Source organism: Streptomyces mangrovisoli, from assembly GCF_000974985.2.
Classification (GTDB): domain Bacteria; phylum Actinomycetota; class Actinomycetes; order Streptomycetales; family Streptomycetaceae; genus Streptomyces; species Streptomyces mangrovisoli.
Map to the genome: position 1 here is coordinate 35381 of NZ_LAVA02000083.1, position 12423 is coordinate 47803.

Sequence of the window (12423 nt, forward strand, 5' to 3'; positions counted from 1 at the left end):
GTAGGGAGGCCACTCGCTGGCTGAGTAGACCGGTCTGTCTACCTGGGCTGGTCAACCGGTGGACAGGTCTGTCTATTCCCCGGTTCTCGAAGTCGGCGGGATCGGGTCCGGCGAGGGATCGGGTCCGGCGCGGGCCCGCCATCGGGTCCGGTGCAGGCCTGCGATCAAGCTCGCGATCAGGTCCGGCGCAGGCCCGCGATCAGCAGGGCGACCAGGCGCCGGGCGTCGTAGGCGGGGTCGCTCTCGGCGCCCACGCACAGGTTCCCGACCCCGCGCATGAGGGTGTACGCGTCCAGGTCCGGGAGGATCTCGCCGCCGTCGGCCGCGGCCCGCAGCAACGCGGCGCAGACGGGGACCAGCTGGTCCAGGAAGTAGGCGTGCAGGGTCTCGAAACCCGCGGTGTCCGACTGGAGGACCGCGGCGAGGCCGTGCTTGGTGACCAGGAAGTCGACGAACAGGCCGATCCAGCGTTCCAGCGCGGCATACGGCGTCGCGGCCTCCGTCAGGAGTGCGGGGCCGGCCTCGGCGCACGCGTCGACCTGGTGCCGGTAGACCGCGATGATCAGGTCGGCCCGGGTGGGGAAGTGGCGGTAGATCGTGCCGAGTCCGACGCCGGCGCGGGCGGCGATGTCGCGCACGGGGGCGTCGACGCCTGAGGTCACGAAGACCGCGGCGGCGGCGTCGAGGAGCGCCTCCTTGTTCCGCCGGGCGTCCTTGCGGCGGGCGGGAGCGGCCGGTGGTGCGCCCCCGGCGTCCGCCGCGCGCCCCGAGTTCTTGCCCGCGCCCGCCGTCGCGCCCTCGCCGTCGTTCATGCCCACGCCGTGCCTCCGTGTCCGCTTGATAAACGGAACCGTGTTCCGTATCGTCGTACCGGAACGTTGTTCCGCTTACTTGCCCATGATGCCAGGACAGCACGGCCTGGTCACCTGTGCCGTCACAGGTGACGTGTCACGGCACCTCTCACGGCACCTCTCACGGCACCCATGACGTCACCTCGACGGAGGCATCCCATGCAGTACCGCATCCTCGGCCGCACCGGTGTGCGCGTCAGCTCGCTGGCGCTCGGCGCCATGAACTTCGGCCGGATCGGACGCACCACCCAGGACGAGGCGACCGCCCTCGTCGACGCCGCCCTCGAAGGCGGCATCAACCTCATCGACACCGCCGACATGTACGGCGAAGGCGAATCGGAGGAGATGGTCGGCAAGGCCGTCGCCGGGCGCCGCGACGACATCGTCCTCGCCACCAAGGCGACCATGCCGATGGGCGAGGAACGCAACCACCGCGGCAGCTCCCGCCGTTGGCTGGTCACTGCGCTCGACGACAGCCTGCGCCGCCTCGGTGTGGACCACGTCGACCTCTACCAGATCCACCGCTGGGACCCCGACACCGGCGACGAGGAGACGCTGTCCGCTCTGACGGACCTTCAGCGTGCGGGAAAAATCCGATACTTCGGCTCCTCCACCTTCCCCGCCCACTGCATCGTCCAGGCCCAGTGGGCCGCCCGTGAGCACCACCTGAGCCGCTACGTCACCGAGCAGCCCAGCTACTCCATCCTTCAACGCGGCATCGAGGCCCATGTGTTGCCCGTGACGCAGGAGTACGGGCTCGGGGTGCTCGCGTGGAGCCCGCTCGCCTCCGGGTGGCTGTCCGGCGCCGTCCGCGCGGACCGGGCCATCACCACCCACCGCTCCACCTTCCTGTCGGACCGCTTCGACCTCGGCGTCCCGGCCAACCGCGCCAGGCTCGACGCGGTCGAGCAACTGGCCGTGGTCGCCGACGAATCCGGCCTGACCCTGATCCAGCTCGCCCTCGGATTCGTCACCGCGCACCCGGCCGTGACCGCCGCGCTCATCGGCCCCCGCACACCGGACCACCTGCGCGCGCAGCTCGCCGCCGCGGACACGGTGCTCCCCGCCGACGTCCTGGACGCGATCGACGAGATCGTCGCACCGGGCACGGACCTCGCCCCCCACGAGAAGTTCGACACGCCGCCCGCACTGCTCGACCCGGCGCTCCGCCGCCGATGACGCGTGTCGCTCTCCGCCGCCTTTCGTCCGTCGTCCGTCGTCCGTCGTCCTTCGTCCGCTGTCCTTCGACGGCCGCCGTAGGGGAAAGGATCCACGCCTCCCAGGACCTCCCTGCCCACCACCCGGCCGAGCATCGGCATCATGACCGCGCCCGCACAGGTGCGTTACGACGACGTCCTGCGCGTCTGGCGCGAGGCGGACGAGATCCCCGCGATCGAACACGCCTGGCTGTACGACCACCTCATGCCGATCTTCGGCGACCCCGACGGGCCGGCGTTCGAAGGGTGGACCCTGCTCGCCGCCCTCGCCGCGAGCACGCGCCGGCTGCGCCTGGGCGTCATGGTGACCAGCAACCGGTTCCGGCCGCCCGCCCTGCTCGCCAAGATCGCCACGACCGTCGACCATGTCTCCGGCGGACGGCTCGACTTCGGCATCGGCGTCGGGTCCCGGCCCGGCCATCCGCTCGCCCGGCGCGAGTACGCCGCCCACGGCCTGCCCTTCGCCGACTCCGCCGACGCGGTGGCGAGCCTCGCCGAGGCCTGCACGGTCGTCCGGCGGCTGTGGACGGAGCGCGAGCCGTTCGACTTCCACGGCGCCCACCACCGACTCACCGGAGCGTTCGGCAGCCCCGAGCCCGTCCAGCGTCCGCACCCGCCCCTCCTCATCGGCGGACGCTCCTCCGCGACGCTGCGCGTGGTCGCCGAGCACGCCGATCTGTGGAACATCCCGGGCGGCGACATCGACGACGCCGTCAGCCGCAGCGCACTGCTCGACCGGTACTGCGCGGAGATCGGCCGCGATCCCGCCGCCATCACGCGCTCCATCCACCTGCCCGTGTCCTACGACGCCCCGGGCGCCGGGCGTGCCGCCGTCGCGGAGGCCGTCGGCGCGGGGTTCCGGCACATCGTCCTCGGCCTGCCCGCCCCCTGGCCGCCGGGCGTGGCGCGATGGGTGAGCGACGAGGTGATCGGCGCGGCGGCGGCGTGACGATGGCGTGACGGTCGCGCCGGGGAAGGTTCCCTCACGCTCCGGAGCCCCGGGGGAGAACCGCCCCCGCAGCGGAGCCCCCGCGGGGATCAGGCTCCGTACACTCGTCGCAACGCGGAGCGCGAGGCGGAGCGCAAGGGGGTGCCGGTTGACGGACCCGGCGGCGGTACGGCGGCCCACGGGCCTGTTCGTCGGCCTGTGCACGCTCGACGTCATCCATCTGGTGGACCATGTCCCCGCCCCCGACGAGAAGCAGACGGCCCGCCGGCAGGTCGCCGCCGCGGGCGGACCGGCCGCCAACGCCGCCGCGGTCTTCAGCCACCTGGGCGGCACGGCCACCCTGCTCACCGCGATCGGCGCCCATCCGCTGAGTCATGGAGTCCGCGCCGACCTCGACCGCCTCGGCGTGGCGGTCACCGACCTGGCCGCCGACCGCGACGAGCCGCCCGCGGTCTCCGCGATCCTCGTCACCGAGCGGACCGGCGAACGCGCCGTGACCTCCACCAACGCCACCGGCCACCGGCTCACCCCGCCCGCCGGCCTCGCCGCGCTGGTCGCGGACCACGACATCGTCGAGTTCGACGGCCACCACATGGACGTCGCCGTGGCGGCGGGCCGCGCCGCGCGCGCCGTCCGCCGCCCGACCGTCCTGGACGGCGGCAGCTGGAAGGACGGCACGGAGCGTTTGCTGCCGTACGTCGACGTGGCCGTCTGTTCCGCCGACTTCCGTCCGCCGGGTACGAGCACGCCCGAGGAGACGCTGCGCCGGCTGCGCGAGCACGGGGTGACCTGGGCGGCGGTGAGCCGGGGAGCGCGGCCGATCCTGTGGGCGGGGCCCGACGGCGGCGGCACCGTCGAGGTGCCCCTCACCCGTGTGGTGGACACGCTCGGCGCCGGTGACGTCCTGCACGGTGCCCTCACCCTCGACCTCGCCGGCCGGGGCCCGCTCACCGCGCGGGGCTTCGCCGACGCGCTGCGCGGCGCGTCGGCGGTGGCGTCGCGGGCCTGTGCTTCGTTCGGCACGCGGGCGTGGATGCGGGCCGGAAGCTGAGTGGTTGGCCGGGGCGGCCCGGCGTACGTTTGAGCAGAGCGCGACCGCAGTCCCGGGCGGCCGACGCGGTCCGAGGTGCCCGGCACCGTTCCGCCGAGCCGCTTCGACGCCCCACCCGGCGAGGTGAGAGCGAGGACGAGAGGTTCCATGCACAGCACCAGTCCCCCCTCCGGCGGCAGCGGGGAGGGGCGTGTGCCCGAGGAGCCGTCGATCGTCGTCGACGCCGGAGGGACGGTACTGCTGTGGAGCGCGGGGGCGCAGCGCGTGCTCGGCCACGAACCGGGCGACATCGTGGGCAGACCCGCCGAGGGCCTGCTCGCGGCGCGGCTGCCCGACTCGGCCAGGCGCCATGTCGACGAGGGCCGTCGGTGGGCGGGCGCGGCCACGCTCCGCCACCGCGACGGACGTCCGGTCACCGTCGCGCTGCGCGCGACCCCGCTGACGGACGCCGGGGGGAAGACGTCGTGGCTGGTGAGCATGGTTCCGCTGGGCGGTCCCGACGAGCCGGACGCCCCGGCCGCGCAGGCCCCGTACACGCGGGAGCCGGCCACGCGGCCGCAGGACTCGCGGCCGCAGGACTCGCGACCCCACGACCCGCGACCTCAGGACTCGCGACCCCACGACACGCGACCCCGGGACTCGCGGCTCCACGACACGCGACCCCGGTCCGCGTGGGAGTCGGCGAGGCGGGAGGCGGTCACGCGGCCCCACGACCCGCGCCGGACACCGCCCCTGAACCCCCGGCCCGCACTCGGCGTCCTGCCCGACCACGTCCCCGACCGGGAGCACCGCTCCGCCCCCGGCACGCGCGTCCTGTGGGATCTGGCGCTGGAGCAACTGCCCATGCCGGTCGCGATCTACGACGACGACAACCGCCTCGTCGCCGCCAACGCGGCCATGACCGGTCTGATGGGCCGGCCCGAGGCGGTGATGCGCGGCCGGACCCTGGCCGAGATCGAACCGAGCTGGCCCTTCGACACGTACGACGCGATGCAGCGCCAGGTGCTGCGGACCGGGCGCGCCGTGTTCCACGAGGAGCACTCCCAGGCGCCCGGCGAGAGCCGCGAACACGCCTGGGCGATGTTCTTCTCGCCGCTGACGGACGACACCGGCAGGGTCGTCGGGCTGTCCGCGGCCGTCTTCGACAACACCGAGCAGTACTGGGCCCGCCGCCGGCTCGCCGTGCTCAACGACGCCGGGATGCGCATCGGCAGCACGCTCGACGTGCCCCGGACCGCCGAGGAGCTCGCCGAGGTGGCCCTGTCCGGCCTGGCCGACTTCGTGACCGTGGACCTGCTGGAGTCGGTCCTGGTCGGCGACGAGCCGTACCCGGTGCGGCCGGACGTGCCGCTCGTCGTACGCCGTGTGGCACATCAGTCGGTCCTGCCGGGCGTCCCGGAGGCCGTGATTTCCGTCGGCCACCGGACGGAGTACCCGGTGGGGACCCTGCCGCTGCGCACCCTCATCGCGGGCCGCGGCATCCGCCCCATGGCCGGTGACCCGGGGCTGTGGGACTGGATCCTGTCCTCCGAGGCCCGCGCCGAATCGGTCGCCGAGCACGGCGCCCACACCGTGATGATGGTGCCCGTCCAGGCCCGCGGCGTGACCCTGGGCCTGGTGCACTTCCTGCGGCACCGGACCGCCGACGCCTTCACCGACGACGACCTGCTGCTCGCGGAGGAGATCGTCGCCCGAGCCGCCGTGTGCCTGGACAACGCGCGCCGCTACACCGGTGAGCGCCGTACCGCGCTCGCCCTCCAGCGCAGCCTGCTCCCCCAGCGGCCGCCTGGCCTCGCGGCCATGGAGGTCGCCTACCGGTATCTCCCGGCGGGGCTGGGGGCGGAGGTCGGCGGGGACTGGTTCGACGTGATCCCGCTGTCCGGCGCGCGGGTCGCCCTGGTGGTGGGCGACGTGGTCGGGCACGGCATTCACGCGTCCGCCACGATGGGCCGCCTGCGCACCGCCGTACGCACCCTCGCCGACGTCGACCTGGCCCCCGACGAACTGCTGACGCAGCTCGACGACCTGGTCCTGCGGCTCGACCGCGAGGAGGGCCCCGAGGGGCGGGGCCTGGCGGGCGACGCGACGGGGGAGATGGGCGCCACCTGCCTGTACGCCGTGTACGACCCGGTCACCCGCCGCTGCACCATGGCACGCGCGGGCCACCCGCCGCCCGCCCTGGTCAGCCCCGACGGCGAGGCACGGTTCCTGGACCTGCCGGCGGGGCCGCCGCTGGGCCTGGGCGGTCTGCCCTTCGAGTCGGTCGAGCTGGAGCTGGAGGAGGGCAGTCTGCTCGCCCTCTACACGGACGGCCTCGTCGAGGCGGCGGGCCGCGACATCGACAACGGGCTCGTGCTGCTGCGGCAGGCCCTGCCGGACCCCGCGGCGCCGCTGGAGGAGGCGTGCGACCGGGTGCTGCACACGGTGCTGGACGGGCGGCGCGCCGACGACATCGTGCTGATGCTGGCCAGGACCGGCGTGTTCGACGGCGCGCAGGTGCGCACCTGGCAGCTGCCGCGCGATCCCGCCGCCGTGTCCGGGGCCCGCAAGGCGGCGACCGACCAGCTGACCGAGTGGGGGCTCACCGAGGCCGCGTTCGCGACGGAGCTCATCGTCAGCGAACTCGTCACGAACGCCGTCCGCTACGGCAGCGGCCCGATCGTGCTGCGGCTGATCCGCGACGCGGCCCTGATCTGCGAGGTCTCCGACGGCAGCAGCACCGCGCCCCATCTGCGCCGGGCCCGCGTGTTCGACGAGGGCGGGCGGGGCCTGCTGCTCGTCGCCCAGATCGCGGAGCGCTGGGGCAGCCGTCAGACACCCACCGGCAAGACCATCTGGGCCGAGCAGCCCCTGCCGGACACGCCACTGGGCGAGCGGCCGCCGGACGACGAACTCCCGCCCACCGAGCCGCCGCCGGACGAACTCCCTTCCGCGGAACGGCCGTCGGACGAACTCCCGCCCGCGGAGCGGCCGTCGGCCGGGCTGCCGCCGGGTGCGTCGGACGGCGGTCCGGTCGCGGACGACTGAGACCTGTACGGCCGTTGACCGCTCGGTGCGGTGTCAGCCGACGGACTGCGCGATGTTGACCATCCAGGCGATGCCGAAGCGGTCCACGCACATGCCGAAGACGTCGCCCCACATCTGCTTCTCCAGCGGCACGCTCACCGAGCCGCCGGTGGAGAGCTTCTCCCAGTAGCCGCGCAGCTCGCCGTCGTCGTCACCGCTGAGGCTGACGGCGAAGGTGTTGCCCGGGTGGTGCTCCATCCCGGGCGGCACGTCCGCGCCCATGAGGGTGAAGCCGCCGGGCGTCTCCAGCATCCCGTGCATGATCTTGTCGGCGACGGCGTCGTCCGACTGGCCGAACTCTCCGAACGTGCTGAGGTTGAGCGTCCCGCCGAAGACGTCCTTGTAGAACTCGAGGGCCGGCTTGGCGTTGCCGTCGAAGCTGAGGTACGGATTCAGTCGTGAAGGCATGAAAACCTCCCTGATCAGGGCAAATGGTCGGACGGGTGCAGAGTAGCGCCGGGCGCTGACAACGGCGCGACGGACACGGTCACGCCGTGCCGCGCTGGGCGAGCGTGTGGGCGACGAGGGCGTTCGCGTGGCCGTGTCCCAGGCCGTGCTCGGACTTGAGCCAGCCGACGAGTTCCATGTGCCGGGTCAGCGGCGAGGCGTCGATCAGGTCGATCCACTCCGGGATCGGACGGCCGTACTTCTTCTCGATGGAGGGAAAGTAGGAGGCCGGGCCCTTCACGGTGGCGGTCATGTCGGCGATCCCCTCGTCGTCCGGCGTGGCGTCCGCCGGAGCCGCTTCGCCGCCACGTCCGGTCGGCCGCGGTGGCGCTGTCGAGGTGTTGACGGCCGGGAGCGCGCGAACTCATCGGCGTCCCGCGGGCGGGCGAATGTGACTCACGCCACATCATTCGGGCCGGGTGTGGACCGCGGTGTGGAACCGCCGGAGCAGCGCGCCATGCCGCCGTTTGGCCGCGCCGGGCGGGCCGACGGCGGCGGCGGACCGCAAGCTGACAGGGCTCGCGGCTGACGTGCCCCTGACGGCATCGGCGGCGGGCACCCTACTCGACCGGCATGGATGCCGTCCGGCCCCCGGGCGGCGACCGTCGGTCCGCACCGAACCGAAAGGGTTGTCGCATGCGCTTCGTCCGTACCGGGTTCGCCGCCCTCGCCACCACCGCCATCGTCCTGGGGACGGCCGGCGCCGCGAGCGCCGACGTGACCGTCACCGTCTCCGACACGCCGGCCACGTACAACATCGTCTTCGGCGACTGGAACCAGATCGCCGGGGACGACGTGTTCAACGCGGGCCAGAACAACACGGTCGGCTCGAACAACTGACGCACCGGCACGGTCACGACGGCGGGGCCGCCCGATCGCGGGGCGCCCCGCCGTCGTCCGTCACTAACTCGGTGGGGTGAACCTCTCCCCGTGCCACCGCAGTTGCCCGCGACCTGGTGATTCGAGCCGCCGGATCGGCACTAGGCTCCGGGCCCATGTCGCTCTGGCTGCTCAACCACTTCAGCACCTCGACGCTGGCCGTCGTCACCGTCGGCGGTACGGTCCTGCTGGCCATCGCCGGCAGCGTGCTGATGCGCCGCACATACCCCTCGCTGTCCGGCGGGGAGCACAACGACATGGTCGGCGTGACGCTGGGGATGTTCGGTGCCATCTACGGGATCATTCTCGCGTTCGTGATCGTCACCCTCTGGACGCAACTGGAGGACACCCAGACCATCGTGGCCTCCGAGGCCACCGACGCGGCGCTCATCACCCGTGACGCCGCCGCGTTCCCCGCGACGGTCCGGGACCGTCTCGACTCCGCCATGAGCGGCTATGTCCATGCGGTCGTCGAGGACCAGTGGCCCCGGATGCGCGCGGGCCATCCCAGCTACGGGGCCACGGAGACACATCTCAGGGCGGCCTTCCAGGTGCTCCAGACGTACGACCCGAAGAGCGAGCGGGAGCAGGTCTTCTACGAGCAGACCGTCGGCCATCTCGACGACGTGGCCTCCCAGCGCCGCGCCCGCATCACCATGGCGCGTCAGGAACTTCCGCCGCTGCTGAAGGCGTTGGCCATCGGCGGGGCGCTGGTCCTGGTGCCGCTCACGTTCCTCTTCGGCATGCGCAAGCTGCGGGTGCAGATCCTGTTCGTCGCCTCGGTCGCCGGGCTCGTCGGATTCAGCCTGCTCCTGGTCTTCGTCCTGGACCGGCCCTTCTCCGGAGACCTCAGCGTCAGCCCCGCCCCCTACCGCGAGGGCGCCCTCGCCCAGTACTGGACGCGCTGACCGGCCCCGGGCCTTCGCGCCCGGACGGGGCGGCGCGCGCGGTGCGGCCCACTGGCCGGGCCGCACCGGCGCGCCTGAGGCGGGTCAGCTGGGCAGGGTCCACTTCTGGGCGTTGCTGCTGTTGCAGGTGTAGAGCTGGAGCTGGGTGGCTGTCGTCGTCGTGGAGTTGGGGTCGTCCAGGCAGAGCCCGGAGTGCGTGTTGACCAGCGAGTTGTTGGTCCCTGAGGTCCACTGCTGGGCGCCGGTGCCGTTGCAGGTCCACAGCTGCACGTGGGTGCCGTTGGTGGTGCCGCTGTTGGCGGCGTCCAGGCATTTGCCGAGGGCGCGGACCGTGCCGTCCGAGGCGATCGTCCAGTCCTGCGCGTAGGTGCCGTTGCAGGTGTAGAGCTGGGCGTGCGTGCCGTCGGACGTGCCGGAGTCGGCGACGTCGACGCACAGCGTGGACGAGACGCCCGAGACGACGGGCCCGACCTTCGGCTTGGCGGGGGCGCTGAGACTTCCGCCGTAGGACGGGGGCGCCTGGTTCGCCGCCGATGCCCAGGAGGTGTTGGCCGTGGTGCCGAGGGTGTAGGTGAGGGTGCCGCCGTCGGTGAGCGCGGTGGTCGGGGCATAGGCGTTGTTCCAGGCGGAGCCGTTGAACGTGGCCGACTGGACGTACGGGGCGTTGTTCGCCGCGCCGTTGCCGTTCACGGTCAGGGTGTTGCCGGACGGCAGGGTGAGCGTGGCCTGGGTGAACACGGGTGAGCCGAGGGCCAGGTCCGAAGTGCCGGGCGTCATCGGGTACATGCCGAGCGCGGAGAAGACGTACCAGGCGCTCATCGCGCCGAGGTCGTCGTTGCCGTCGGCCAGCCCGCCGGGGGTGTTGGCCCAGATGCTGTTCTGGATGGACCGCACGGTGGCCTGCGTCTTGTACGGCTGCCCGGTGTAGTCGTATTCCCAGGGCAGTTCGATGCTGGGCTCGTTGCCCACCCAGGCGTAGCCGCGGTCCCCGGTGTAGCTGCGCAGCACGGTGTCCAGGTAGTCGTTCATCGCCTTGTTGCCGCCCTTGGCGGTGGCCAGACCGGCCACGTCGAACGGCACCATGCCCGTGTAGATCCACGAGTCCGCTTCCACCATGTCGGTGCCGCTGGTGGGGTCGAAACCGCCGGTCCACGAGCCGTCGGCGTTACGGGGCTGGACGAAACCGGACGCCGGGTTCAGGACGTTGCGCCAGTCCTGCGCGCGATCGGTGTACGTCTTCTGGGTCGCGCTGTCGCCGAGCGCCCCGGCGAACGAGGCGAGGGCGAAGTCGGCGGTGTCGTACTCCAGGGTGGTGGCCACGGGGCCGTAGAAGTTGCAGCAGCCGTAACTGCCGTCGTGCGGCAGATAGCCCGGCGAGCCGAGGTAGTTGAGCCCCGGGCGGTTGTTGTTGGTCTTGCTCGCCTCGGCGATCATGTCCTTGAGCGCGGTGGCGGTGTCGAAGTCGCGGGCCCCGAAGGCGTAGTAGTCGGCGATGATGGCGTCGGCGGGGTCGCCGACCATGACGTACGACTCGCCGTTGTTCTCGGACCACTTGGGGAACTGGCCGGTCTGCGTGTAGTCGTCGACCATCGACTGGGCGGTGTCCGAGGCCACCTGCGGCGCGATGAGCGCCTCCAGTTGGGCCTGCGAGCGGTAGATGTCCCAGCCGGAGTAGTTGGCGTACACCGCCGAGTGGCCGGAGTCGACGCTGTGCACGGTGCCGTCGAACCCGGGGTAGCGGCCGTCGCTGTCGCTGATGACGTTCGGGTGCAGCAGCGAGTGGTAGAGCGCCGTGTAGAACTGGGTCTGCTGGTCGGTGGTGCCGCCGGTGATCTGCGCCCGGCCGAGGAGCTTGTTCCACGCGGCCTTGGCGGCGTCGCGGGTGGTGTCGTAGCCCCAACCGGAGTTCTCGGCGGTGCGGTTGGCGACCGCGTTCGCCACCGACACGTAGGAGATGCCGACCTTGGCCTGGACGACGGGGTTGGAGGTCGTGTCGAAGGTGACGTAGCCGTTGTTGGCCGCCGCGTCCGGGGCCGCGCTCGGCGTCTTCGACGCCTGCGCCTTGGGCTCCGCGCCGTGCAGCCGCGGCTTGTTGGCGGGCTCGGCCGCGTTCTTCGAGGCCGGCGCCGGGGTGGACGGGGCCTTGGCCGCGGGGACGGCCGCGGTGCCCTGGGTGCTGAACGAACGGTCGAAGACCATGTCGAAGTAGACGGTGTAGGTGTTGCCCGCGCCGCAGAAGTGCCCGCTGGTGACCTGTCCGCTCACCTCGGTGCTCGACACTTTGGTGAACTGGGTGTTGGAGGCCGAGTTCTGACTGCCGGTCAGCTTGAAGATCAGGTTGGACTGCGTGCTGGACGGGAACGTGAAGCGGGCCATGCCGCTGCGGGTCGTGGCCGTCAGCTCGGTGGTCACGCCGTTGTTCAGGGCGACCTTGTAGGAGCCCGCGTAGGCGGACTCGTTGCCGTGCGAGAAGGCGTCCGTCGCACCGGTGTTGACGGCGCCGACCGTGGGCAGCACGGGCACGTCACCGGCCGCCCCGCAGCCGGGGCCCGCGATGTGGGTCAGGCTGAACCCGGTGATCGAGGAGTCGTTGTACTCGTAGCCGCCGCCGTCCGGACGCGAGGGGGTGTCCGGACTCCACTGGACCATCCCGAACGGGACGTCCGCGCCGGGGAAGTCGTCCGCCGCGTTCGACGTACCGAGGAAGGGGTTGACCAGGGAGGCGGGGTCCGAGACGGCCGCGGCGCGCGCCGCGCCCGCGCCCGCCGCACCGGCCGGTGCGGCCTGGGCCGGGAACGCGGCGACGCAGGCCAGCGCCGTACCGATGCCCAGCGCCGCGGTGAGCAGGCGTCCTCTTCTTCGGCCGGGGCGGCCGGGGCGGCCGGGGCTGCCTGGGAGGCCACGGCCGGTCGGTGGTCTGGTCGTGGGCATGACAAAGCGATCCATGTGCGTGTCCTTCCGGGTTCGCAGGGGGGTGCCGGCGGGAGAGGGGCGTACCGGCTGCGACGTCCGTGCCGCACGGCGCGCGGTCAGTGAGGGGGTGACATCGTTGTCA

At 72.5% G+C, this 12423-nt stretch carries 10 protein-coding genes; 6 read left to right on the top strand and 4 right to left on the bottom strand.

Translation table 11 applies throughout. The annotated features are described in order from the left end of the window. Positions 1–176: 176 nt before the first annotated feature. Entirely contained in the window at positions 177–812 is a 636-nt protein-coding gene (locus WN71_RS29270; protein ID WP_046589532.1) for a TetR/AcrR family transcriptional regulator, read from the bottom strand. Positions 813–1010: 198 nt separating this feature from the next. On the opposite strand from WN71_RS29270, the gene WN71_RS29275 reads away from it, so the two are divergent. From WN71_RS29275 to WN71_RS29290, 4 genes are all read left to right on the top strand, one after another. Further along, positions 1011–2030 (top strand): aldo/keto reductase, encoded by a 1020-nt coding sequence (locus WN71_RS29275; RefSeq protein WP_046589498.1) that lies wholly within the window; start codon positions 1011–1013, stop codon positions 2028–2030. A 141-nt stretch (positions 2031–2171) separates the two neighbouring features. After that, entirely contained in the window at positions 2172–3017 is an 846-nt protein-coding gene (locus WN71_RS29280; protein WP_046589496.1) for an LLM class flavin-dependent oxidoreductase, read from the top strand. Between the two features lie 148 nt (positions 3018–3165). Beyond that, positions 3166–4068 carry a PfkB family carbohydrate kinase gene (locus WN71_RS29285; RefSeq protein WP_046589494.1) on the top strand — a complete coding sequence of 301 codons (903 nt, stop codon included), beginning with the start codon at positions 3166–3168 and terminating at the stop codon, positions 4066–4068. Positions 4069–4215: 147 nt separating this feature from the next. Next, entirely contained in the window at positions 4216–7095 is a 2880-nt protein-coding gene (locus WN71_RS29290) for a SpoIIE family protein phosphatase (RefSeq protein WP_079178199.1), read from the top strand. A gap of 33 nt (positions 7096–7128) precedes the next feature. Here the strand turns inward: WN71_RS29290 and WN71_RS29295 are convergent, their stop codons facing one another. Both WN71_RS29295 and WN71_RS29300 read right to left on the bottom strand, forming a co-directional pair. Next, a complete protein-coding gene (locus tag WN71_RS29295; protein WP_046589493.1) occupies positions 7129–7542 on the bottom strand; it encodes a VOC family protein in 414 nt (137 codons plus the stop codon). 79 nt (positions 7543–7621) lie between these two features. After that, entirely contained in the window at positions 7622–7834 is a 213-nt protein-coding gene (locus tag WN71_RS29300) for a DUF4287 domain-containing protein (protein ID WP_046589491.1), read from the bottom strand. Positions 7835–8217: 383 nt separating this feature from the next. On the opposite strand from WN71_RS29300, the gene WN71_RS29305 reads away from it, so the two are divergent. Both WN71_RS29305 and WN71_RS29310 read left to right on the top strand, forming a co-directional pair. Next, positions 8218–8421 carry a hypothetical protein gene (locus WN71_RS29305; protein ID WP_046589489.1) on the top strand — a complete coding sequence of 68 codons (204 nt, stop codon included), beginning with the start codon at positions 8218–8220 and terminating at the stop codon, positions 8419–8421. 155 nt (positions 8422–8576) lie between these two features. Continuing rightward, positions 8577–9368, top strand: a complete 792-nt coding sequence (locus WN71_RS29310; protein WP_046589486.1) for a bestrophin-like domain — start codon at positions 8577–8579, stop codon at positions 9366–9368. 84 nt (positions 9369–9452) lie between these two features. Here the strand turns inward: WN71_RS29310 and WN71_RS29315 are convergent, their stop codons facing one another. After that, a complete protein-coding gene (locus tag WN71_RS29315) occupies positions 9453–12299 on the bottom strand; it encodes a lectin (RefSeq protein WP_079178200.1) in 2847 nt (948 codons plus the stop codon). Positions 12300–12423 lie beyond the last annotated feature (124 nt).

Excerpts from the sequence above, each read along its gene's own strand:
- WN71_RS29280 (WP_046589496.1), top strand. The coding sequence starts at position 2,172 with ATGACCGCGCCCGCACAGGTGCGTTACGACGACGTCCTGCGCGTCTGG.
- WN71_RS29270 (WP_046589532.1), bottom strand. The coding sequence starts at position 812 with ATGAACGACGGCGAGGGCGCGACGGCGGGCGCGGGCAAGAACTCGGGG.
- WN71_RS29290 (WP_079178199.1), top strand. The coding sequence starts at position 4,216 with ATGCACAGCACCAGTCCCCCCTCCGGCGGCAGCGGGGAGGGGCGTGTG.
- WN71_RS29295 (WP_046589493.1), bottom strand. The coding sequence starts at position 7,542 with ATGCCTTCACGACTGAATCCGTACCTCAGCTTCGACGGCAACGCCAAG.
- WN71_RS29275 (WP_046589498.1), top strand. The coding sequence starts at position 1,011 with ATGCAGTACCGCATCCTCGGCCGCACCGGTGTGCGCGTCAGCTCGCTG.
- WN71_RS29300 (WP_046589491.1), bottom strand. The coding sequence starts at position 7,834 with ATGACCGCCACCGTGAAGGGCCCGGCCTCCTACTTTCCCTCCATCGAG.
- WN71_RS29315 (WP_079178200.1), bottom strand. The coding sequence starts at position 12,299 with ATGCCCACGACCAGACCACCGACCGGCCGTGGCCTCCCAGGCAGCCCC.
- WN71_RS29310 (WP_046589486.1), top strand. The coding sequence starts at position 8,577 with ATGTCGCTCTGGCTGCTCAACCACTTCAGCACCTCGACGCTGGCCGTC.
- WN71_RS29305 (WP_046589489.1), top strand. The coding sequence starts at position 8,218 with ATGCGCTTCGTCCGTACCGGGTTCGCCGCCCTCGCCACCACCGCCATC.